Annotated in this window: 23 protein-coding genes; 13 read left to right on the top strand and 10 right to left on the bottom strand. The window is 73.3% G+C overall.

Annotated elements, in window-relative coordinates:
* Positions 1-263 precede the first annotated feature (263 nt).
* Positions 264-974 carry a YoaK family protein gene (locus tag BLS43_RS00005; protein WP_093074582.1) on the bottom strand — a complete coding sequence of 237 codons (711 nt, stop codon included), beginning with the start codon at positions 972-974 and terminating at the stop codon, positions 264-266.
* A gap of 236 nt (positions 975-1210) precedes the next feature.
* Between BLS43_RS00005 and BLS43_RS00010 the strand changes: the two genes are divergently transcribed.
* The 6 genes from BLS43_RS00010 (at position 1211) to BLS43_RS00035 (ending at position 5852) form a co-directional block, all read left to right on the top strand.
* Positions 1211-1399: a PspC domain-containing protein gene (locus tag BLS43_RS00010; RefSeq protein WP_093074586.1), complete on the top strand. Its 189-nt coding sequence runs from the start codon at positions 1211-1213 to the stop codon at positions 1397-1399.
* A 199-nt stretch (positions 1400-1598) separates the two neighbouring features.
* A complete protein-coding gene (locus BLS43_RS00015; protein ID WP_093074589.1) occupies positions 1599-2411 on the top strand; it encodes a PIG-L deacetylase family protein in 813 nt (270 codons plus the stop codon).
* Positions 2412-2413: 2 nt separating this feature from the next.
* Positions 2414-2971, top strand: a complete 558-nt coding sequence (locus BLS43_RS00020; protein ID WP_093074593.1) for a maleylpyruvate isomerase N-terminal domain-containing protein — start codon at positions 2414-2416, stop codon at positions 2969-2971.
* Between the two features lie 28 nt (positions 2972-2999).
* On the top strand, positions 3000-4592 hold the full coding sequence (lnt, locus tag BLS43_RS00025; protein WP_093074596.1) for an apolipoprotein N-acyltransferase: 1593 nt from the start codon (positions 3000-3002) through the stop codon (positions 4590-4592).
* Positions 4585-5355 (top strand): polyprenol monophosphomannose synthase, encoded by a 771-nt coding sequence (locus tag BLS43_RS00030; RefSeq protein ID WP_093074599.1) that lies wholly within the window; start codon positions 4585-4587, stop codon positions 5353-5355. Before lnt ends, BLS43_RS00030 begins: the two co-directional genes overlap by 8 nt.
* A complete protein-coding gene (locus BLS43_RS00035; protein WP_093075935.1) occupies positions 5352-5852 on the top strand; it encodes a phosphoribosyltransferase in 501 nt (166 codons plus the stop codon). Before BLS43_RS00030 ends, BLS43_RS00035 begins: the two co-directional genes overlap by 4 nt.
* A 6-nt stretch (positions 5853-5858) precedes the next feature.
* Here BLS43_RS00035 and BLS43_RS00040 read toward each other — a convergent pair whose 3' ends face one another.
* The 5 genes from BLS43_RS00040 to ligD all read right to left on the bottom strand — a co-directional run bounded on the left by BLS43_RS00040 (position 5859) and on the right by ligD (position 12205).
* A complete protein-coding gene (locus BLS43_RS00040; protein ID WP_093074603.1) occupies positions 5859-7469 on the bottom strand; it encodes a DUF885 domain-containing protein in 1611 nt (536 codons plus the stop codon).
* Positions 7470-7588: 119 nt separating this feature from the next.
* Positions 7589-7930 carry an RNA polymerase-binding protein RbpA gene (locus BLS43_RS00045; RefSeq protein ID WP_093074608.1) on the bottom strand — a complete coding sequence of 114 codons (342 nt, stop codon included), beginning with the start codon at positions 7928-7930 and terminating at the stop codon, positions 7589-7591.
* Positions 7931-8260: 330 nt separating this feature from the next.
* Positions 8261-9526: an MFS transporter gene (locus BLS43_RS00050; protein ID WP_245707211.1), complete on the bottom strand. Its 1266-nt coding sequence runs from the start codon at positions 9524-9526 to the stop codon at positions 8261-8263.
* Positions 9527-9572: 46 nt separating this feature from the next.
* A complete protein-coding gene (locus tag BLS43_RS00055) occupies positions 9573-10316 on the bottom strand; it encodes a glycerophosphodiester phosphodiesterase family protein (protein WP_093074611.1) in 744 nt (247 codons plus the stop codon).
* Positions 10313-12205: a non-homologous end-joining DNA ligase gene (ligD, locus tag BLS43_RS31840; protein ID WP_218129654.1), complete on the bottom strand. Its 1893-nt coding sequence runs from the start codon at positions 12203-12205 to the stop codon at positions 10313-10315. The genes BLS43_RS00055 and ligD overlap by 4 nt, the downstream gene beginning before the upstream one ends.
* A gap of 86 nt (positions 12206-12291) precedes the next feature.
* Between ligD and BLS43_RS00070 the strand changes: the two genes are divergently transcribed.
* From BLS43_RS00070 to BLS43_RS00095, 6 genes are all read left to right on the top strand, one after another.
* Entirely contained in the window at positions 12292-12489 is a 198-nt protein-coding gene (locus BLS43_RS00070; RefSeq protein ID WP_093074614.1) for a (2Fe-2S)-binding protein, read from the top strand.
* 69 nt (positions 12490-12558) lie between these two features.
* Complete coding sequence (gene bfr, locus BLS43_RS00075) at positions 12559-13044, top strand: bacterioferritin (protein WP_093074617.1); 486 nt, start codon at positions 12559-12561, stop codon at positions 13042-13044.
* 25 nt (positions 13045-13069) lie between these two features.
* The gene (locus BLS43_RS00080; protein ID WP_093074621.1) at positions 13070-13501 is read left to right on the top strand and encodes a helix-turn-helix transcriptional regulator; all 432 of its coding nucleotides are present in this window, start codon (positions 13070-13072) and stop codon (positions 13499-13501) included.
* Positions 13498-13926, top strand: coding sequence for a VOC family protein (locus BLS43_RS00085; protein ID WP_093074624.1), 429 nt, complete (start codon positions 13498-13500; stop codon positions 13924-13926). Before BLS43_RS00080 ends, BLS43_RS00085 begins: the two co-directional genes overlap by 4 nt.
* A 71-nt stretch (positions 13927-13997) precedes the next feature.
* Positions 13998-16322 carry an ATP-binding cassette domain-containing protein gene (locus BLS43_RS00090; RefSeq protein ID WP_093075944.1) on the top strand — a complete coding sequence of 775 codons (2325 nt, stop codon included), beginning with the start codon at positions 13998-14000 and terminating at the stop codon, positions 16320-16322.
* Between the two features lie 69 nt (positions 16323-16391).
* Positions 16392-17591: a saccharopine dehydrogenase family protein gene (locus tag BLS43_RS00095; RefSeq protein ID WP_093074627.1), complete on the top strand. Its 1200-nt coding sequence runs from the start codon at positions 16392-16394 to the stop codon at positions 17589-17591.
* A 6-nt stretch (positions 17592-17597) separates the two neighbouring features.
* Here the strand turns inward: BLS43_RS00095 and BLS43_RS00100 are convergent, their stop codons facing one another.
* Together BLS43_RS00100 and BLS43_RS00105 are read right to left on the bottom strand one after the other, a co-directional pair.
* Complete coding sequence (locus BLS43_RS00100) at positions 17598-18407, bottom strand: NAD(P)H-dependent flavin oxidoreductase (protein WP_093075947.1); 810 nt, start codon at positions 18405-18407, stop codon at positions 17598-17600.
* Positions 18293-18856: a CGNR zinc finger domain-containing protein gene (locus tag BLS43_RS00105; protein ID WP_093074630.1), complete on the bottom strand. Its 564-nt coding sequence runs from the start codon at positions 18854-18856 to the stop codon at positions 18293-18295. Before BLS43_RS00105 ends, BLS43_RS00100 begins: the two co-directional genes overlap by 115 nt.
* 71 nt (positions 18857-18927) lie before the next feature.
* Here BLS43_RS00105 and BLS43_RS00110 point away from each other — a divergent pair, with 71 nt between their 5' ends.
* The gene (locus BLS43_RS00110; protein WP_093074633.1) at positions 18928-20037 is read left to right on the top strand and encodes an epoxide hydrolase family protein; all 1110 of its coding nucleotides are present in this window, start codon (positions 18928-18930) and stop codon (positions 20035-20037) included.
* 316 nt (positions 20038-20353) lie between these two features.
* Here BLS43_RS00110 and BLS43_RS00115 read toward each other — a convergent pair whose 3' ends face one another.
* Positions 20354-20926, bottom strand: coding sequence for a Fic/DOC family protein (locus BLS43_RS00115; protein WP_093074636.1), 573 nt, complete (start codon positions 20924-20926; stop codon positions 20354-20356).
* Positions 20927-21115, bottom strand: coding sequence for an antitoxin VbhA family protein (locus tag BLS43_RS29195; RefSeq protein WP_143029898.1), 189 nt, complete (start codon positions 21113-21115; stop codon positions 20927-20929).

The following is a 21115-nucleotide window of genomic DNA, read 5'->3' on the forward strand; positions in this document are numbered from 1 at the left end:
GGCCAGAGCCCGCACACCCCCACGACCCGGGCCAGGTCGGCCCGCGTCCACACCCACCCAAGACCCGGAACAGCCCTAATTCAGCAGTCTCCTAGGGAGCGTCTGACGGACCCCCGCCGGCCCGCGACGCCCCAGGCGGGCACCCCGCGGCGTTGGCGCCGAACCCGAATACACCCGGTATGAGGGCTCGGCGCCGCCTTGCGGGGCACCCACCTGAAACGCCGCGGACTCGACGGCGATCCGTCAGACACTCCCTGGGGCCGTCAGCCCTCCCAGTCCGGGCCGCGGCGCAGGAGCAGGTGGGCGGTAATGCCTGCGACGGCGAGCAGGGCGAGGATCAGCGCGAGCGCCGGGGCGGGGCCTGCGGTGCGCACGATGAGCGCGCCGACCGTCGCCCCGACCAGCAACGCCAGCACCGCCGCGGCCCGGCGGTACACCGTCTGGCGGCGCAGGTGCCGGTAGTCCGCGGCGAGCCCGACCATGCTCATCGAGATCACGCTGGTGTTGAGGTCGGGTACCGCGATGCGGCGGGCCACCGCGTTCTGCAGACCCATGGCCAGGGCCGCGACCGCCGCGGCGATCACCGTCGAGGCTCGCGAGCTCGCGCCGGGGCCGGGCGGCCACACCAGCACGATCGCCAGGCAGAGGGCGAGCAGCACGATCTCGGCGCCGATGGCGAGCCGCAGGAGCTCCCCGCGGGACGGGAGGCGTTCGACCAGCGTCCCGGCCGCCGCCGCGCCGATGAGGAAGGCCGCGAGCGCAACACACGAGGTGAGCAGCGAGAACTCCGGTACGCCCGCGACCGCGAAGCCCATGATCACCACGTTGCCGGTCATGTTCGCGACGAACACCCGGCCGAGCGCGAGCAGGCTGACCGCGTCGATCACGCCGGTGACCAGCGTGAGCAGCAGTAGGAGGAGGGGGAGGGAACCGTGGCGCGGGTCCGCGAGGTGCCACCAGTGCCGTTCCGGCATGCGCGAAGTCAAGCAGCGGCCACCCCGTCGGCGACAGGGCTGCGCGGCCGAATCTCGCGTCGCGGGTGTCGCGGCCCGATCGAGCGTTCGCCGGGACTCGGTGGGCTTGCCGGCGCGCTCAGGGGGAACCCTGACCCGGATGGGGACGTTCTCCGGATGTCCCCGCCCGAGATCACGGGCAGGGTGGACGTGTGGCGGTGAGACCCGCCGCCCGCCGACGAAGGAGACTGACCCTGATGGCCTCGACGCTCACCCGCCCCCGCAACGGCACCGTGATCGCCGGTGTCTGCGCCGGACTGGCCCGCCGCTTCGGCTTGTCGCCGTTCGTGGTGCGGCTGCTGTTCCTGCTGTCGTGCCTGCTGCCGGGTCCGCAGTTCGTGATCTACATCGTGCTGTGGATCATCATGCCCAAGGCGGACTACTGAACGCGTCCGAGTGACGTCGGCGGGGCGGCCGTCCGCCCCGCCCGCACCTGTGGCATGCTGACCGCCGTGATGGACCGGACGAGCCGCCGCCCCCTCGCGGGCCGCTGCTGTCCGGGGTGTTGTCGCTTCTCCCGCTGACCACCCCGTCCGTCCCGCCGTCCCCGCACGGCACCGCACAGTCTGCGAGCTCATCCCGCTCATGGCCGTCACCGCGCCCTTCCCGTCCGTTCCCGCTCACGCTCCACTTCGGACCGAGCCCGACCTGCGCGGACAGACCGTGGTCGCGCTGCACCCGCACCCGGACGACGAGGCGATCTTCACCGGCATCACGTTGCGCAGGCTGGCCGACGCGGGCGCCCGCACCGTGCTGGTGATGGCCACCGGCGGCGAGCTCGGCGGCTCCCGGATCCCGCTGTCGGACGGCGAGACCGTGCGGCGCAGGCGGCTGCGCGAGCTGGAGCGTTCCGCCGAGCTCCTCGGCGTGTCGCGGCTGGTCCTGCTGAACCGGCGGGACTCGGGGCTGCCCGGCGGCCCCGACAACAGCCACGCCCGGGCGCTGGCGGGCGCCGAGCCGCTGTCGCTGGCCACCCGGGTGGCGGAGGTCGTCGACGAGGAGGGGGCGGGCACCCTGCTCGCCGACGACGAGCAGGGCGTCTACGGCCACCCGGACCATCGGATGGCGGGCGTCGTGGGCACCATCGCCGCCGAGCTCACCGGGGCGCAGGCCTACCTCGCGACGGTGGACCGCACCGGTCTCGCCGAGGGCGGCCACCTGGTCCACGGCGCGGCCCGCGCCGCCGCCGTCGGGTTCGGGAGGGCCTCGGACGAGATCGCCCTGACCGTCACCGGCGACGCCCGCCACCTCACCGTCAAGCGTGCCGCGATCCTCGCCCACGCGAGCCAGGTCGACCCGGCGGCGCTCCCCGAACAGGACTTCGCCGCGGCGTACGGCCGGGAGTGGTTCCGCCGCACGGGCGGCGCCGACGCCCCGGGCGTCCTCGACCTGCTCTGACCGTGCCCGTCACCGCGCTGGCCACCGCCCGGTCCGCGTTGGGCGCGATCCCCGTCGGTCCGGCCGATCTCGACCGGCCGATCCCGTGTGCGGAGTTCGACGTCCGGGGCCTGCCGACCCACGTCGTCGGCTGGCACCACGTCTTCGCCGCGTGCCTGGCGGGGACGGCGGCACCGGGTGATCCCACGCACGTCCTGCTGGACCCGGTCGCGGACCTCCGCGTCTCGTCGCGGCTCCTGCTGGACGCCCTCGACACCGCTCCCGACGAGGCCGAGCTGCCCTACCGCGGGCGCACCCCGGTCCCGCTGCTCGTGACCGAGCTGGTGGCCGAGACCGTGCTGCACGGCTGGGACCTCGCGACCGCGCTCGCCGCCCCGTTCGCCCCGTTCGCCGTGGACGGCCCGGTCCTGGCCGAGGCCGAGCGCGGGCCGGCGCTCCTGCGGGGCGAGGTGTTCGCCGCCGAGGCTTTCCACCCCGCCGCCGGGACGGGCGTCGGAGCGGGCGGGTTGCCCGGCCTCGTCGCCCGCAGCGGCCGCGACCCGGGCTGGAGACCTTCGTGACTTCGTCACCACGGCCTAGGCTCCTCTCGTGGCCGCCCCCGCCCTCGATCCCACCCCGCCGCCCGCCCGGACCCGGGTCGCCCGGCTCGGCGTGCGGCTGCTGCTCGCCGCCGCCGCGGGCGTGCTCCTGTACGTGAGCTTCCCGCCCCGGGACCTGTGGTGGCTCGCCCCACTGGTGTTCGCGGTCCTCGGGCCCACCCTGCGCGGCGTCCGCGCCCGGCGCGGGTTCCTGCTGGGCTGGGTGTTCGCCCTCGGGTTCCTCGTCCCCCTCCTGTCCTGGACGGGCGGGTTCGTCGGGGCGCTGCCGTGGCTGGCGCTGTGTCTGTTCGAGGCGCTGTTCTTCGGGCTCGCGGGTGCCGGGATGGCCGTGACCGCCCGCCTGCCCGCCGCGCCGCTGTGGGGCGCCGCGGTGTGGGTCGGCATGGAGGCCGTCCGCAGCCGGGTGCCCTTCGGCGGGCTGCCGTGGGGGCGGGTGGGGTTCGGGCAGGCGGAGGGCCTGTTCCTGCCGGCGGCCTCGGTGGGCGGCGTGCCGTTCCTGTCGTTCGTGACCGTGCTGGCCGGGCTCGCCCTGGGGGAGCTGGCCCGACGGCTGGTCCGCCGCGAGATCGGGGGCGCCGCCGTGCCCGCCGTGCTGCTCGTCCTGGCGCTGGCCGCGGGTCCGCTCGCCGCCCTGGTCCCGGTCACCGTCAACGCACCGGACCGACAGCTCACCGTCGCGGCGATCCAGGGCAACGTGCCGCGGCTGGGCCTGGACTTCAACGCCCAGCGCCGTGCCGTGCTGGACAACCACGTCCGGGTCACCGAGCAGCTCGCCGCGGACGTCGCGGCGGGTAGGCAGCCGCAACCCGACGTCGTGCTCTGGCCGGAGAACTCCTCGGACATCGACCCGTTCCGCAACCCGGACGCCGCGGCGGAGATCTCCCAGGCCGCGGCGGCGGTGCGCGCCCCGATCCTGGTCGGCACGGTGCTGGTCAACAGCGACCGCACCACGAGCAACTCGGTCCTCGTCTGGGACCCCGTGCAGGGTCCGGTGGCCCGCAACGACAAGCGCCGCATCCAACCCTTCGGCGAGTACATGCCGTGGCGGTCCTTCTTCCGGCTGTTCTCGTCCTACGTGGACCGGGCGGGCAACTTCGTGCCCGGCCCCGGGCCCGGGGTGCTGCAGGCGGGCGGCGCCGAGATCGGCATCACGATCTGCTGGGAGGTCGCGTTCGACGACCTCGTCGCCGACAGCGTCGACGCCGGCGCCACCCTGCTGGCCGTACCCAGCAACAACGCCACCTTCGGCCTGTCCGAGATGACCTACCAGCAGCTCGCCATGTCCCGGGTGCGGGCCGTCGAGCACGACCGGCCCACGGTGGTCGCCACGACGTCCGGCGTCTCGGCGCTCATCGACACTCAGGGCACAGTGACCGGACGAACCGGACAGTTCGTGCCCGGGACCCTGGTCGGTGTCGAGACGCTGCGGGACACGACTACGCTGGCCACTCGGTTGCGGTCCGGCCCCGAGTGGGCGCTGACCGCAGTGGGGGTCGCGGCGATCGCCGCCGCGGTCGTCGGTCGGCGTCGCGGTCGCGCGGGGTCGCACCCGGCGGGGACAGGAGAGGACATCGATGGCTGAGCCTCCGGGACCGGTCCTGGTGGTCATCCCGACGTACGAGGAGCGGGAGAACCTGGGGCGCGTCGTCGCGCGGCTCAACGCGGCGGTCCCCGCCGCGGACATCCTCGTCGTCGACGACGCCAGCCCGGACGGCACGGGCGAGCTCGCCGAGGAGATGGCGGCGGCCGACCCGCGGGTGCGGGTGCTGCACCGCGAGGGCAAGAACGGTCTCGGCGCCGCCTACCTCGCGGGCTTCCGGCACGCCCTCTCCGGCGAGCACCAGGTGGTCGTGGAGATGGACGCGGACGGCTCGCACGCCCCCGAGGACCTGCCGGCCCTGCTCGCCGCGCTGGACGACGAGGGCGACGACGGGGCGGGCGGCGCCGACCTCGTGATCGGGTCCCGGTACGTGCCCGGCGGGCAGGTGGTGAACTGGCCGCTGCACCGCCAGTGGCTCTCCCGCGGCGCGAACCTCTACGCCAAGCTCGCCCTGGGCGCACCGGTGCAGGACATCACCGCCGGGTACCGCGTGTACCGCCGCGAGGTCCTGGAGGAGCTCGACCTGGACTCGGTGATCTCGCAGGGCTACTGCTTCCAGATCGACCTGGCCTGGCGGGCGCTGCAGGCCGGGTTCCGCATCCGGGAGGTACCGATCACCTTCACCGAACGGGAGAAGGGCTCCTCCAAGATGGACGCCTCGGTGATGGCGGAGGCGTTCGTGAACGTCGCCCGCTGGGGCCTGGAGCACCGCACGTCGTGGCTGCGTCCGAGGGCGCGCGTGTGACCGACCCGGACGAGCGCGAGGTCCTGACCTGGGAGCTGTTCGGGCTCGCGGCCCGCGAGCTGGCCCAGGAGGTCGCCGACAGCGGTTACCGGCCGGACATCATCCTGTCCATCGCGCGCGGCGGGCTGTTCGTGGCCGGCGCGCTGGGCTACGCCCTCGACGTGAAGAACCTGCACGTGATGAACGTGGAGTTCTACACCGGCGTCGGCGAGCGGCTGGCGTTGCCGGTCATGCTGCCGCCGGTGCCGAACGTGGTCGACCTGTCGGGGCAGAAGGTCCTCGTCGCCGACGACGTCGCGGACACCGGAGCCACGCTGAAGCTGGTCCGGGACTTCTGCGGCGAGTATGTCGCGGACGTCCGCTGCGCGGTGGTCTACGAGAAGCCGCAGAGCGAGGTGCGGTGCGAGTACGTGTGGCGCCGCACCCCGCTCTGGATCAACTTCCCCTGGTCGACGCAGCCGCCGGTCGTGCCGAACGCGTCGGTCCTGGACGCGTAGGGCGCTCTAGAGCGCGGCCAGCTCGGCCTCCAGGTCGTCCAGCCCCAGCGAGCCCTGGGACAGGGCGGCCATGTGCCAGGCCTTCAGGTCGAAGCCCGGCTTGCGGGAGGCCGCCGCCCGACCCGCGAGCCAGGCCCGCTCGCCGAGCTTGTAGCTGATCGCCTGGCCGGGCCCGCCGAGGTAGCGCAGCAGCTCGGAGTCCAGGAACGCGGCGTCTCGTCCGCAGTGGGCGCCGAAGAACTCCCGGGCCCGTTCGGGCGTCCACGGGGCGCCCTCGTACTCGAGCTCCAGGTGCATGCCGATGTCGATGATCACCCGGACGATCCGCATCATCTGCGCGTCCAGGTAGCCCATGCGCTCGCCGGGGTCGACGAGGAACCCCAGCTCGTCCATCAGCCGCTCGGCGTAGAGCGCCCAGCCCTCGATGTTGGCGCTGACCATCCCCGCGGACGCCTGGAACGACGAGAGCCGGTCGCTGCACAGCGCCCACTGCGCCAGCTGCAGGTGATGCCCCGGCACCCCCTCGTGGTACCAGGTGCTGACCAGGTCCCACATCGGGAACCGGTCGCGGCCCAGCGTGGGCAGCCAGGTGCGGCCCGGCCGCGCGAAGTCCAGTGAGGGCTGGGTGTAGTACGGCGCCGCGGCGCTGCCCTCCGGGGCGATCATCGCCTCGACCCGCAGCAGCGGGGGAGCGAGATCCACGTGCGTGCCCTGCAGCGCCGCGATGGTCGAGTCCATGATCCCCTGCAGGCGCTCCCGCACGGCCGCCACGCCCTCGACGACCTCCCCGTGGGTCTCCAGGTGGGTCATCGCCTCGCGCGGGGTCGCGCCGGGGAGGATCTGCTCGGCCAGGACGGTCTGTTCCGCGTACACGCGGTGGAACTCCGTCCAGGCCCAGTCGTAGGCCTCGCGCGGGTCCGCGTCGGCGCCGTTCCAGCGGCGCACCGCCGCCCGGTACCGCTCCTCGCCGACGCCGTCCCGCACCCCGTCGGTGTGCGGGCGGTACTCCCGGGCCAGGAAGTCCCGCAGCTCCACGACCGCGGCGGCCGCAGCGTCCGCGGACCCGTCCGGCAGGCCGGCCTCGGCGGCGAAGTCGCCGAACCACCCCGCCCACGGCCCCAGCTGGTCGACCACCGCGTCGACCTGGCGCGGCGCCGCGAGCAGCCCGCGCGCGATCCCCTCCCGGAGGGTCGCGGTGTACCCGGCGAAGGCCTCCGGGACGGCGGCGAGCCGGGCGGTGAGGTCCGCGCGCTGCGCGGGGGTGTCGGTCGGCATGAGGGTGAGGACGGTGCGCAGGTCCTGGACCGGACCGAAGAGGATCTGCACGTTGCGGAGATGCTCACCGAGGGCGCGGGTGCCCTGGGCGCTGGTCAGTCGCTCCCGCAGCAGGCGGGCGCAGCGGCGCTCGTCGCCGTCCTCGTCGTCCGGGGTGCCCGCGGCGTCGAGGGCGCGCAGGGTCTCCTGTTCGAGAGCGGCCAGGGCCTCGTCGCCCGCGGGGGAGAGGTCGGGGAGACGGTCCTGGCCGGTGGGCAGGCCCAGCGAGGTGGCCAGCAGGGGGTCGAGCTCGGCGTGGGCGGCGACGTGGGCGTCGGCCAGGTCCCGGAACGTTCGTGCCATGTGGGAACCCTAAGGGGGAGGCGGTCGGCGGGCCGCCCCTCGGACACGACGAAGCCGGGCCCCACGGGAGGTGGCCCGGCTTCGTGGTTCGCGCGACGCGACCCGTTCGGGTGGGTCGGTCAGGCGATCTCGGCGCGACGCTCGCGCAGGAGGTCGAGGCGCTCGTCGAGCAGCTCCTCGAGCTCCTTGATGGAACGACGCTCCAGGAGCATGTCCCAGTGGGTGCGCGGCGGCTTGGTCTTCTTCTGCTCCGGCTCGATGCCGTCCATGCGGCGGCCGATGCCGCCCTGCGGCGACTCCCACGTGGCGGGAGCCTCGGCGTCGTTCGCGAACGGGACCTCGAACTCGAAGCCGTTCGCCGACACATAGCGGACCAGCTGCCGCGGTGCGAGGTCGTGGTTGCGGTCCGTCTCGTAGCTGACAGCCCCGAGTCGGCTGCCACGGAGCACGCGGTCGGCCATGTGTCTTCCTCCCGTTCTGCCGAGGGGCGAGCCCCTCGACTGTCGCATCACCACCGGGTGTAACGTCTGAGGAGCAGACGTACATTCCCCGGCGGGAGAATCTCCCGGGCTGCGTCGGTGGCGTGCGGCCACCGACAGCCCTCTCGTGTCCGAGGACAGAGTCTCCCCGAAGTCGCGCTTTGCCACACGCGATTGTGACGTGTCAGCCTTCTGTGACTTAGCTCACTACGCTGGCGCCGAGAGTTAACACAGCCGTCGGTCCGCGTTACCCGGGCGACCGTCCGGTTCGAGTTTCCGCAGGTCGGAGTGGTGGCACGTGGCAGCGTCCGTTCAGACGAGGGCGGGCGAGCGCACTCGCCAGAGCGCGACGAGCCCCGCCGCCAGCACCACGAGGATGCCCAGGATCCCGAGCTTCGGGGACACCAGTGCGAACACCCCGAACAGCGTCGGGGCGAGGAACGACACCGCGCGGCCGGTCGTGGCGTAGAGCCCGAAGAGCTGGCCCTCGTGCCCGGGCGGACAGAGCCTGCCGAGGAACGTGCGGGACGAGGACTGGGCGGGCCCCACGAACAGGCACAGGAACAGACCGAAGATCCAGAACATCGTGGGTCCGGACACGACCAGCAGGATCGTGCCCGCGGCGAGCAGCCCGACCAGGGAGCCGACGATCACCGGCTTGGGCCCGATCCGGTCGTCGAGCCAGCCCCCGCTCAGCGCGCCGAGGGCGGACACCACGTTCGCCGCCACCCCGAAGATCAGCACGTCGGCGGCGCCGATGCCGTACACCGTCACCGCCAGGACCGCGCCGAAGGTGAACACCGCGGCCAGCCCGTCCCGGAACAGCGCGCTCGCCCCGAGGAAGTAGACGGTGTGCGGCGAGGTCCGGTACAGCTCGCGCAGGTCGCGGACGAGCTTCCGGTAGGCGGCCGCGGCGGACAGCCGCTCCCCGGGGGCGACCGGCGGACGCTCCGGGACCAGCACGAACAGCGGGATCGCCGCGAGGACGAACCACGCCGCCGCGACGAGCGCGACCACGCGGATGTTCCAGCCGTTCTCGGTGGCGAGCCCGAGCGCCCCACCCTCCCCGGCGATGAAGAGCACGTACACGAGCAGCAACAGCACGATGCCGCCGAAGTAGCCCATCGACCAGCCGAAGCCGGACACCCGGCCGATGGTCGCCGGTGTGGAGACGCGGGCCAGCAGCGCGTTGTAGGAGACCTCGGCGATCTCGAACGTGACCGATCCCAGGGCGAGCAGCAGGACGCCGAGCCACAGCCAACGCCAGTCGTCCTGAACGAAGAAGCCGAGGGCGGTGGCGACGATCGTCAGCGCCGTCCACACCGCCGTGGACCGGACGACGTGCCCGCCCCGGTCGGCGGCCTGCCCCATGACGGGCGCGAGCACCGCGATCACGAACCCCGCGGCGCCGATCGCCCACGCGAGCCAGGTCTCGGCGCCGACCGTGCCCGGCAGGTCCGCACCGACGGCGTCCGTGACGTACACCGAGAACACGAACGTCAGGAAGATCGTGGTGTAGGCCGAGGAACCCCAGTCCCACAGCCCCCAGGCCGCCACCTGCCTGCGCGGGATGCTCACGCCGGTGACCCTAGTGCGGTGACCACGAACGTCCGTGGTCACCGCACTAGAGGTCGATCAGGAGATCCGGGCGGTCCGTCAGCAGCCCGTCGACGCCCAGGTCGAGCAGCGCGCGCATCTCGGCGGGGTCGTTCACCGTCCACACGTGCACCTCGACGCCCAGCTCGCGGGCGCGGCGCAGCACGGCGGCGTCGGTGACCGTGAGCGGGCCGACGCGGTGCGGGAGCTGGGCCAGCCCGCCTGCGATCGGCAGCAGCCGACGCCCGGTCCACGCCCAGGTCCGCAGGCCGAACACCGAGCCGGTGCCCATCGACGTCAGCAGGCGGGGGCCCGCGGCGCGGGCGCGGCGCAGCCGGGCGTCGCTCGCGGAGCCGAGGCAGACCCGGTCCCAGGCGTCGAGACGTTCGAGGACGGCCAGGGTCGGCGCGACGACGTCGTCGGACTTCAGCTCGATGGTGACCCGGGTGTCCGGCAGGGCGGCCAGCACGGTCTCCAGCCGCGGGACCGGCTCGCGGCCCCCGACGCGCACCTCGGCCAGTTCGTCCGCCTGGCGGGCGACCAGCGGACCGGACGCGTCCGTGGTGCGGTCGAGGGTGTGGTCGTGGTGGACCATCGGCACGCCGTCCGCGGAGGCGTGCACGTCGAGCTCGAGGTAGGCGTACCCGCGCTCGACGGCGTGGGCGAACCCGGCGAGGGTGTTCTCCAGGCCTGCGAGCTCCCCGACGTGCCAGCCCCGGTGGGCGTAGATCCGGGGATGGGGTCCGTCGAGGTAGGGGTGGTGATCGCTCACGACGGGGACCCTCCCATCCCACGGCGAGGCAGCCGTTGCCGCTCGGTGAACAGCAAGGGTTCCAGCAGGTCACCGTGCTCGTCCAGGCGCGCGGGCAGCGCGTCGGCGGTGAACACCAGTTCGCTCGCCCGCCGGCACGCCCGCACCTCCTCCCAGGTCACCGGGGTGGCCACCGTGGGCCGGGCGCGCCCGCGCAGCGAGTAGCTGGCGATGGTGGTCTTGGCGGTGTTGTTCTGGCTCCAGTCCACGAAGACCTTGCCGCGCCTGCGTTGTTTCGCCATCACCGACGTGACCGTGCGCGGTGACTCCTCGGCCAACCGCTCGGCCAGGGCCTTGGCGAACTCGATCGTCTGCTCCGCGCGGGTCACGGTGACCGGCAGGTAGAGCTGCAGCCCCTTCCCGCCCGACGTCCGCGGATAGGCGACGAGGGAGTCCTCCGCCAGCACGTCGAAGATCGACTCCGCGACCCGGCAGCACTCCACGACCGTGGTGCCCTCCCCGGGATCGAGGTCGAAGACGAGCAGGTCCGGAGCCTGCCTGCCGCCCCGGGGGCCCACCGTCCACTGCGGCACGTGCAGCTCCAGCGCGGCGAGATTCGCCGCCCAGGCCAGCCCCTCCTCGCTCTCGATCAGGGGGAAGTCCGCGGACTCCGAGCGGCCGCCGGGGGTGCCCACGCGCTCGGTGCGGATCCACGGCGGTGCATGGCGCGAGACGTCCTTCTCGAAGAACGAGGGCTTCTCGACGCCGTCCGGCCAGCGGACCATCGTCACCGGCCGGTCGGCCAGGTGCGGCAGCATCACCGGCGCGACGGCCCGGTAGTGGGCGAGGACGTCCGCCTTCGTGGTGCCGGTCAGGGGGTAGAGCACCTTGCGCGGGTTGGTCAGCCCGGCACGGCCGACGCCGCGGGTGGGTGCGGCCGCGGCGCGGGCTCCCGCCTCGACCCAGTCCGCGGACTCCGCCGCGGGCACGTAGGGCGAGTCCGCCCGCTTCGCGACCACGTCGAGGCCCTGCGCCCGGACCGCCTCGAGCACCGCGGGATCGGCCGGGTAGACGGGCGCGAGCCGCCGGTGCGGCCCGGCGAGCGGGAGCTCCTCGAGCAGCGCGTACCGGTCGGTGAAGGGCAGCGCGCAGGTGTCCCGCCCGTCGAGGAAGAGCAGGTCCCCGATCCACAGCTCACCCGCGGTGGTCAGTTCGGCGTCGAGCAGCATCGTCGTGGCGCCGACGGACGGGCCGAAGTCCGCGAGGGACCGCACGGTGATCTCGTCACCGTCGGCCAGCACGCGGACGCGGCCGCCGTCGAGCTCGACGAGCACCCGGCGGCCGCCGAACCGGACCTGCAGCCGCCACCCGTCCCCGGTCGGCGCCGCGCCGGACACCCCCCGCATGGGCGCGGTGTCGCGGGGGAGGGGGGTGGCGCCGGGTCGGGCCGGGTTCGGCTCCGTGCGCTTGAGCAGCCAGCCGTCCCGCCGGTCCCGTTCGCTCTTGATCAGCACGTAGCGGCCTGCGGCGCGGTCGCCGTGGAGCCGGAACGCCACCTCGCGCTCGGACCACTTCTCGGTCTCGTACCGGCCGGTGTCCCAGATGCTCATCGTGCCGCCGCCGTACTCTCCGCGCGGGATCTCGCCGGAGAACTCCAGGTACTCCAGGGGGTGGTCCTCGGTGCGCACCGCGAGCCGCAGCGTCTCGGTGTCCACCGGCAGGCCCTTCGGGACCGCCCAGGAGACCAGCACGCCGTCCCGTTCGAGCCGCAGGTCCCAGTGCAGCGCGCGGGCGTGGTGCTCCTGGATCACGAACCGGTCGCCCGCCCCTGTGACCTGGGGATCCTCCGCCGGGACGGGCTCCGGCGTGCGTGACCGGTCGCGCTTGCGGCGGTACTCGTCGAGCGGCACCCGGTCACTGTAGGCGGGGCGGCCTTGCCAGAGTCGATGATCAAATGTCAGCATAGGCATACCTCATTGATGGAAAGGGCGCCCTCGTGTACGTGTGCATCTGCTACGCGGTCACCGACGTCGAGCTGAGGGACCACATCGGCCAGGGCGCGCGGACCGTCGACGAGATCGGGGACGCCTGCGGCGCGGGCACCGGCTGCGGCACGTGCCTCGACCGCCTCGACGTGCTCCTCGCCGCGCAGCTCGCCCCCTCGGTGCTCTCCGAGCTGCCGATGCCGGCCTGAGGGCAGCCTGCCCGATCGTCAGTCCGTCCTTCGTGGATGCGGTGTGACCGGGGGCACTAGCCTGGGGGCATGCGCGGCGACCCGGAGATCATCAGCCTGCTCAACGAGCAGCTCACCAGCGAGCTCACGGCGATCAACCAGTACTTCCTGCACGCCAAGATGCAGCAGAACTGGGGTCTGACCAAGCTCGCGAGCTACACCAGGGCCGAGTCCATCGACGAGATGCGGCACGCCGAGAAGATCACCGACCGGATCCTGTTCCTGGAGGGCCTGCCGAACTACCAGCGGCTCTTCCAGCTGCGCATCGGCACGAACGTGCGCGAGCAGCTGCAGTCCGACCTCGCGATCGAGCTCGAGGTGGTGCAGCGGCTGCGCCCGGGCATCGCGCTGTGCCGGTCCAAGGGCGACATCACCACGGCGAACCTGTTCGAGGAGATCCTCGCCGACGAGGAGCACCATATCGACTACATCGAGACCAACCTCGAGCTGATGGACCGCCTCGGCGAGCAGCTCTACCTGGCCCAGCTGGTGGACCAGCCGCCGACCCCGGGCTGACCGCGATACCGCTTAGCATGAGCGCATGGCCGACCTGGAGGACCTGCGGCGGTTGCGGCGCGTCCGTGACCGGATCGATCGCGAGTACGCCCAGCCGCTGGACGTCGAGGCCCTCGCCCGCGGGGCGCACATGTCCGCCGGGCACCTGAGCCGCGAGTTCAAGCGCGCCTACGGGGAGTCGCCGTACTCCTACCTGATGACTCGCCGCATCGAACGCGCCATGGCGCTGCTGCGCCGCGGGGACCTGAGCGTCACCGAGGTCTGCTTCGCCGTGGGGAGCTCCTCGCTCGGGACCTTCAGCACCCGGTTCACCGAGCTGGTGGGGATCTCGCCGGGGGCGTACCGGAAGCAGCACGAGACGCTGGACGTCCCGTCCTGTGTGGCCCGCGTGGCCACGAGACCGGTCAGGAATCGAGAAGCCCCCGGTCCCGCGGCGCCGCTAGCGTCGGCGCCATGAGTTCCGACGCCATCACCTCAGACATCGTCATCTCCCAGACCTACCTCCCGCACAACGGCAAGGACGCGGCCATCGCGTTCTACCGGGACGTCCTCGGCTTCGAGGTCCAGCAGGAGGTCGGCTACAACGACCTGTACTGGATCACCGTCGCGCCTCCCGCGCAGCCGGAGATCGGCATCGTGCTGACCCCACCCGCCGTCGACCCCGGGGTCACCGACGAGGAGCGCCGGACGGTCACCGAGATGATGGCCAAGGGCACCTACGCCGCCATCAACCTGGCGACCAAGGACCTGGACGCGACGTTCGCGCGCATCCAGGCCGCGGACGCCGACGTCGTGCAGGAGCCGATGGACCAGCCCTACGGGGTCCGGGACTGCGCGTTCCGGGACCCGGCGGGCAACACCATCCGCATCAAGCAGGCCTGAACCGTTCCGACCCGGGGGGACCTCTCGTGAGCACGGCAGAGCGCACCGCACACGCCGCGGACAGGCACGACATGATCCGGGTGACCGGGGCGCGGGTGAACAACCTGAAGAACGTCAGCGTCGAGCTGCCCAAGCGCAGGTTGACGGTCTTCACCGGCGTGTCCGGCTCGGGCAAGAGCTCGCTGGTCTTCCACACGATCGCCGCCGAGTCGCAGCGGATGATCAACGAGACCTACAGCACCTTCGTCCAGGGCTTCATGCCCTCGCTGGCCCGCCCGGACGTCGACGTGCTCGACGGGCTGACCACCGCGATCATCGTGGACCAGCAGCGGCTCGGGGCGGACCCCCGGTCCACGGTCGGCACCGCGACGGACGCCCACGCGATGCTGCGCATCCTCTACTCGCGCCTCGGCGAGCCCAACCTCGGCTCGGCGCAGGCCTTCTCGTTCAACGTCGCGTCCATCAGCGGCGCGGGCGCGGTGACGATCGAGAAGGACGGCCGCACCGTCAAGGAGCGGCGCACCTTCTCGATCACCGGCGGCATGTGCCCCAGGTGCGAGGGCCGCGGCTCGGTGAACGACATCGACCTGGCCGCGCTCTACGACGAGACCAGGTCCATCAACGAGGGCGCCATCCGGATCCCCGGCTACAGCATGGACGGCTGGTACGGCCGGATCTTCCGGGGCTCGGGCTACTTCGACTGCGACAAGCCCATCGCGCGGTTCACGAAGCGGGAGCTCGACGACCTGCTCTACCGCGAGCCCACCAAGCTCAAGGTCGAGGGCATCAACCTCACCTACTCCGGGCTCGTCCCCTCGATCCAGAAGTCCATGCTGTCCAAGGACATCGACTCGCTGCAGCCGCACATCCGGGCGTTCGTGGAGCGGGTCGCCACCTTCACCACGTGCCCCGAGTGCCACGGCACCCGGCTCAACGAGGGCGCCCGCTCCTCGACGATCAGGGGCAAGTCCATCGCGGACCTGTGCGAGATGCAGATCAGCGACCTGGCCGAGTGGGTGCAGGACCTCGAGGAGCCGTCCGTCGCGCCGCTGCTCACCACGCTCCGGCACACGCTGAGCTCGTTCGTCGAGATCGGGCTCGGGTACCTGTCGCTGAACCGCCCGTCGGGCACGCTGTCCGGCGGCGAGGCGCAGCGCACCAAGATGATCCGGCACCTGGGCTCGGCGCTCACCGATGTGACCTACGTGTTCGACGAGCCCACCATCGGGCTGCACCCGCACGACATCGCGCGGATGAACGAGCTGCTGAAGGCGTTGCGGGACAAGGGCAACACCGTGCTGGTGGTGGAGCACAAGCCCGAGGCCATCGCCATCGCCGACCACGTCGTGGACATCGGACCGCGGGCGGGCAGCGCGGGTGGTGAGGTGGTCTTCGAGGGCACCGTCGAGGGGTTGCGCGCCAGCGACACCCTCACCGGGCGGCACCTCGACGACACCACCGCGGTCAAGGCCGAGGTCCGGACGCCGACCGGGGCCATCGAGGTGCGCGGCGCGGACACGCACAACCTGCGCAAGGTGGACGTCGACATCCCCACCGGCGTGCTGGTCGTCGTCACCGGGGTCGCGGGGTCGGGCAAGTCCTCGCTGATCCACGGCTCGGTGGCCACCCGGGAGGACGTCGTCGCGATCGACCAGGGCGCCATCCGCGGCTCCCGGCGCAGCAACCCCGCCACCTACACCGGGCTGCTGGAGCCGATCCGCAAGGCGTTCGCCAAGGCCAACGGGGTGAAGCCCGCGCTGTTCTCGGCGAACTCCGAGGGCGCCTGCCCGAGCTGCAACGGCGCGGGCGTGATCTACACCGACCTGGCGATCATGGCCGGGGTGTCGACCCCCTGCGAGCTGTGCGAGGGCCGCCGGTTCGACGGGTCCGTGCTCGAGTACCTGTTCGGCGGCAAGGACATCAGCCAGGTCCTGGCCATGTCGGTGGCCGAGGCGGAGGAGTTCTTCCGGGACGGCGCGGCGAAGCTCCCGGCCGCGCACCGGATCCTGGAGCGGCTCGTCGCCGTCGGGTTGGGGTACCTGACGATCGGGCAGCCGCTGACCACACTGTCCGGTGGTGAGCGCCAGCGGCTCAAGCTGGCCACGCACATGGGGGAGAAGGGCGGCACGTACGTCCTCGACGAACCCACGACGGGCCTGCACCTCGCGGACGTCGCGCAGCTGCTCGGCCTGCTCGACCACCTCGTGGACTCCGGCAAGTCCGTGATCGTCATCGAGCACCACCAGGCCGTCATGGCGCACGCGGACTGGATCATCGACATGGGTCCGGGCGCGGGCCACGACGGCGGCGCGGTGGTCTTCGAAGGCACCCCGGCGGACCTCGTCGCCGATGGGAGCACCCTCACCGGCCGGCACCTGGCCGAGTACGTGCGCTGACGCGCCCGTGCGTGGTAAGTGGTGCTCTGGCACCACTTACCACGCACGAGCGGCCGTAGGCTGCCGGCCATGAGCACGGAACGGCAGTTCGACCTGGTCCTGTTCGGCGGCACGGGGTTCGTCGGGACGTTGACCGCCGAGTACCTGGCCGGGGCGGCGCCGGACGGGCTGCGGATCGCCCTGGCGGGCCGGTCGCGGGACAAGCTCGAGCGGCTGCGGGCCACGCTGCCCGAGCGCGCGCAGGGCTGGGGGATCGTCGTCGCGGACGCCACCGAGCCGCGGGCGCTCGCGGAGTCCGCCCGCGTCGTCGTCACGACCGTCGGGCCGTACGCGCGGTACGGGATGCCGCTGGTCGAGGCCTGTGCCCGGGCGGGCACCCACTACGCCGACCTCACGGGCGAGGTCCTGTTCGTGCGGGCCGCGATCGACCGGTGCGACGCGCTCGCCCGCGAGTCCGGGGCCCGGCTCGTGCACTCGTGCGGCTACGACTCCATTCCCTCCGATCTCGGCCTGCTGCTGCTCCGCGACGCGGCGGGTGCCGACCTGGCGGACGTCACGGCCGTCGCGACGCTGCGCGGCGGCTTCAGCGGCGGCACCCTCGCCTCGCTGCTCGGCCACGTCGAGGCGGTGGCCGGCGACGCGGACGCCCGCCGGATCGCGGGCCGCCCCCACTCGCTGAGCCCCGACCCGACCGCCGAACCCACCCCGCGACAGCCCCGGGACACGAGCCCGCCGCGCCGCGAGCCCGACGGCGGCTGGACCGCCCCGTTCGTCATGGCGCCCTACAACACCCGGATCGTGCGGCGGAGCAACGCCCTCACCGGCTGGTCCTACGGGCGAGGCCTGCGCTACGCGGAGCGGATGGCGGCCGGGCGGGGCATCGGCGGGGCCGCCACCGCCGTCGGGATCACCGGCGGGCTGGGCGCCCTCGTCGGGGCCGCGGCGCTGCGCCCCACCCGCGCCCTGCTGGAGCGGGTCCTGCCCGCGCCCGGCACCGGACCCGACGAACGCGCCCGGGCCCGCGGGTTCTTCCGGCACGCGTTCACCGGGACCACCGAGGACGGCCGCACGGTCACCGCACGGGTCGCGGGCCCCGGCGATCCGGGGTACGCCGCCACGGCGGTCATGCTGGGGGAGAGCGCCCTCTGCCTCGCCCTCGGCGGCGCGGGGCTGCCCGACCGCGCCGGCTCCCTCACCCCCGCGACGGCGATGGGGCACGCCCTGGTCGACCGGCTGCGGGCCGCGGGGCATACCTACGAGGCGGCCTGATCCGGCTCAGGCGAGCAGCGCGCGAGCCTCCGCCCACATCCGGGTGACGATCTCGCCCGCCGGGTCGGTCGTGGCGAGCGCCGCGGACTGTCCGGCCCAGTGGTTCACCCGGTCCACCGTGGCGTCGCCGCGCCGCCACCGCCCGACGAGCGCCCGCTGCACCGGGTAATGGGCGGCCGGCGGCGCGTCGGGGGCGGCCCACGCGGCGACGTAGTCCGTGGCCGCGGCCCGGCCCAACCGCCCGGAGTAGGCGCGGGTCGGGACCGTCCGCTCGGGGGCGAGGCCCGCGAGCGCGGCCGACCATCCGGCGTCGATCGCCGCCTCGGGGGAGCGGAGCAGCGCCGTGCCGACCTGCACGGCGCTCGCGCCGAGGGCGAGCGCCGCGGCGACCCCGCGCCCGTCCGCGATCCCGCCCGCGGCGACGACCGGGACGTCGAGCCGGTCGACGAGATGGGGGAGCAGGGCGAACAGGCCGACGTCGGTGCGCTCGGCCGCCGCCGGATCGAAGGTCCCGCGGTGCCCGCCCGCCTCCATCCCCTGCGCGACGATCACGTCCGCGCCCGCGGCCTGGGCGGCGAGGGCGTCGGTGAGGGTGGTGGTGCAGGCGAACCAGGCGATCCCCGCCGCGTGCAGAACTCCGCGACTCGTGCGTGCACGCGCCGAACCTACCCGCGCGGGGCCGCGCGGGTGGGGAGCCGGGGTCAGCCCGAGCGCCGGCGGCTCCGGTAGGCGGCGACGCCGGCGCGGTGGGCGCAGGTCCGCGTGCAGTACTGCTTCGAGCCGTTGCGGGAGAGGTCCGCGAAGGTGGCCCGACAGGCCTGCCCGGCGCAGACCCCCAGGCGGTCCGGGCCGAGCGTGGTGATCACCGCGGCGAGCGCCCCGAGGGTGAGGGCGGCCAGGTGGGCCGCCGGGCGGTCGGGGTCGGCGGCGGTGACGTCCGCCGCCCATCCGTCCTCGTCCCGCCGGATCGCCGGCGTGACGCGGTGGTGGCGCAGCCCGGCGTTGAGGATCTCCGCGGCGCCCGCGGCGTCGGTCCCGGCCCGCTCCAGCACGGCCCGCACCGCCTCGCGTACCGCCCGGACCTCCCCGAGATCGTCGTCGGTGAGCGCCCACGACTCACGCCCCCCGGCAGGCAGCCGGCCGTCCAGGAAGGTCCGCAGCTGCGGCACGGTCGCGAGATCGTCCTCGCCCCGGATCGGCCGCCAGGTGTTGGCCAGGTCGACGGCGATGGCCACGCGGTCCCGGCTGCCACGCGCGTTCAGCATTTGACGGAGACTCCACTCGTTCCTAACGTGACACGCATAACGAGTCTAGCGTGTCACCGAAAGGTCATCTCATGACCGTCGAACAGTTCGAGGTCACGGTCTCCGACGCCGAGATCGCCGACCTCCGTGACCGGCTGCGTCGGACCCGGTGGCCCGAGCGCGAGCCGGTGGCGGACCGGTCGCAGGGCCTGCCGCTCGACGAGGCGCAGGAGCTGTGCCGCAGCTGGGCGGAGGACTACGACTTCGGGTTCGCCGCGCGGGTGAACGCCTTCCCGCAGTTCCGTACCACGATCGACGGGCTCGGCGTCCACTTCCTACACGTCCGCTCGCCCGAGCCGGACGCGTTCCCGCTGGTCCTCACGCACGGCTGGCCGGGCTCGGTGCTCGAGTTCCTCGAGGTGCTCGGCCCGCTGACCGACCCGCGCGCCCACGGCGGGGACCCGGCCGACGCGTTCCACGTCGTCGCCCCGTCGCTGCCCGGCTACGGATGGAGCGACAAGCCCTCGTCGACCGGCTGGGGTGTCGAGCGCACGGCCCGCGCCTGGGACGCGGTGATGGTCTCGCTGGGCTATCCCCGCTACGGTGCCCAAGGTGGCGACTGGGGCTCGGCGGTGTCCGGTGCACTGGGTGAGGTGGCCCCCGACCGGGTCGCCGGCGTCCACGTGAACCTCGGATCGGTCGCACTGGGCGGGTTCGACGACCCGACGCAGGCGGAGCGCGCCGCCGCGCAGGCCGAGCAGGAGTTCGCCCGCACCGGCCGGGGCTACTCGGCCCTGCAGGCGACGCGCCCGCAGACGCTCGGCTACGCCCTGACCGACTCCGCCGCCGGTCAGGCCGCCTGGATCGCCGAGAAGTACCTGGCCTGGAGCGACGAGGCGAGCGCGCTGTCGCGACAGGCGATCCTCGACGAGATCTCGGTCTACTGGTTCACCGCCTCCGCCACCTCCTCGGCCCGCCTGTACTGGGAGAGCTTCGCCCACTTCCGCGACCCGGTGCACGCACCGTCCGGGCTGTCGGTCTACCCCCACGACCTCACCCGGCCCTCACGACGCGAGGCCGAACGGCGCTTCACCGACCTGCGCTGGTACGCCGAGCTCCCGCACGGCGGCCATTTCGCGGCACTGGAACAGCCGGTGTCGTTCGTCGAGCAGGTGCGCGGCTTCTTCCGTCTCGTCCGCTGAGCGGGTCCTGCGGGCCGTCGGGGACGGGTGTCGGTTGGTCGGGCCTGGGACATCATCGCGTCGAGCCGATAATCGACGTTATGACAAGTGAGGTGCGGATCGACCCTCCCCGTGTCCGACCCTCCGGGCCGCCGGATACGTCTCGTCCCCGTCTCACGGGGTGAGGCGGCGGCCGACGACCTGCGTCGTCGCCCCACTGAGGTGGACGGAGGTGCTGACGGTGCACCCCCGGCGGCGATGGCGGCCCGCCGTCGACCGCCGCAGATTATGACAGGTCCATGACTCTGGTCGGTCCCGTCCCCTCGCCGGGCCGCGCCTATACCGTCAGGCGGTCCAGCAGCGTCCGGAGCGGGTCGAGGTCGCCGTTCACCGCAGCGCGGGAGGCGCTGACGTTCTCGCCGGGATCCAATGCCTCCCAGCGGATCCGGTGCCCGCACTCCTCCGCGAGCTGGCGCAGGAAGGTCCGTTGGGTGCGGCCGTTGCCCTCGCGGAAGGGGTGCAGCTCGTTGATGCCGGCGAGGAGCGCCGCGAGGCCCGCGACCGTGGCGGCGCGGTCGAGCCCGCGCAGATGGTCCACCGCCGCGAGTCCGTCGAACAGGGCGGTGGCTCGGACCCGGATCTGCTCCGGCGGACAGAAGGCGTGGCCGCCCTTGCCCATCCGCACGGTGCGCAGCTGCCCGGCCCAGGGGTAGACGTCTCCGAACAGGTGCCAGTGGAAGGCCTGCAGGTGCCCCAGGTCGAAACCGCCGGGAAGCGGGGACCGCTGCAGTCCGAAGATCCGCGCCGTCGTGTACTCGGCCTCGGCGGCGGCGAGCGCCGCGGCGTCGGTCAGGCCGAGGCGGTTGCGCAGGACGCCGGACTCGAGATCGAGGTAGGGGTCCCAGCTCATTCAGCCGCGGTAGTGCGCCGTGAGGCGGGCGCAGGCCTCCTCGGCGTCGATCTCGCCGCACGCCAGGGCCGCCAGGACCGTGTGTCCGAACGCGCTCGGCTCGAGGCCCTCCGCGCGAACCGATCCGAGCGCGTCCGCCATGGACTCCGCGCACGTCGGCGGAGCCAGCGGCTTCCGGGTCCTCGGCAC

Source organism: Pseudonocardia oroxyli (assembly GCF_900102195.1).
Classification (GTDB): Bacteria; Actinomycetota; Actinomycetes; order Mycobacteriales; family Pseudonocardiaceae; genus Pseudonocardia; species Pseudonocardia oroxyli.

Bases quoted from the DNA above. Each gene is read 5' to 3' on its own strand.
- BLS43_RS00005 (WP_093074582.1), bottom strand. From the start codon at position 974: ATGCCGGAACGGCACTGGTGGCACCTCGCGGACCCGCGCCACGGTTCC.
- BLS43_RS00010 (WP_093074586.1), top strand. From the start codon at position 1,211: ATGGCCTCGACGCTCACCCGCCCCCGCAACGGCACCGTGATCGCCGGT.
- BLS43_RS00015 (WP_093074589.1), top strand. From the start codon at position 1,599: ATGGCCGTCACCGCGCCCTTCCCGTCCGTTCCCGCTCACGCTCCACTT.
- BLS43_RS00030 (WP_093074599.1), top strand. From the start codon at position 4,585: ATGGCTGAGCCTCCGGGACCGGTCCTGGTGGTCATCCCGACGTACGAG.
- BLS43_RS00040 (WP_093074603.1), bottom strand. From the start codon at position 7,469: ATGGCACGAACGTTCCGGGACCTGGCCGACGCCCACGTCGCCGCCCAC.
- BLS43_RS00045 (WP_093074608.1), bottom strand. From the start codon at position 7,930: ATGGCCGACCGCGTGCTCCGTGGCAGCCGACTCGGGGCTGTCAGCTAC.
- bfr (WP_093074617.1), top strand. From the start codon at position 12,559: ATGCGCGGCGACCCGGAGATCATCAGCCTGCTCAACGAGCAGCTCACC.
- BLS43_RS00080 (WP_093074621.1), top strand. From the start codon at position 13,070: ATGGCCGACCTGGAGGACCTGCGGCGGTTGCGGCGCGTCCGTGACCGG.
- BLS43_RS00085 (WP_093074624.1), top strand. From the start codon at position 13,498: ATGAGTTCCGACGCCATCACCTCAGACATCGTCATCTCCCAGACCTAC.
- BLS43_RS00090 (WP_093075944.1), top strand. From the start codon at position 13,998: ATGATCCGGGTGACCGGGGCGCGGGTGAACAACCTGAAGAACGTCAGC.
- BLS43_RS00095 (WP_093074627.1), top strand. From the start codon at position 16,392: ATGAGCACGGAACGGCAGTTCGACCTGGTCCTGTTCGGCGGCACGGGG.
- BLS43_RS00105 (WP_093074630.1), bottom strand. From the start codon at position 18,856: ATGCTGAACGCGCGTGGCAGCCGGGACCGCGTGGCCATCGCCGTCGAC.
- BLS43_RS00110 (WP_093074633.1), top strand. From the start codon at position 18,928: ATGACCGTCGAACAGTTCGAGGTCACGGTCTCCGACGCCGAGATCGCC.
- BLS43_RS00115 (WP_093074636.1), bottom strand. From the start codon at position 20,926: ATGAGCTGGGACCCCTACCTCGATCTCGAGTCCGGCGTCCTGCGCAAC.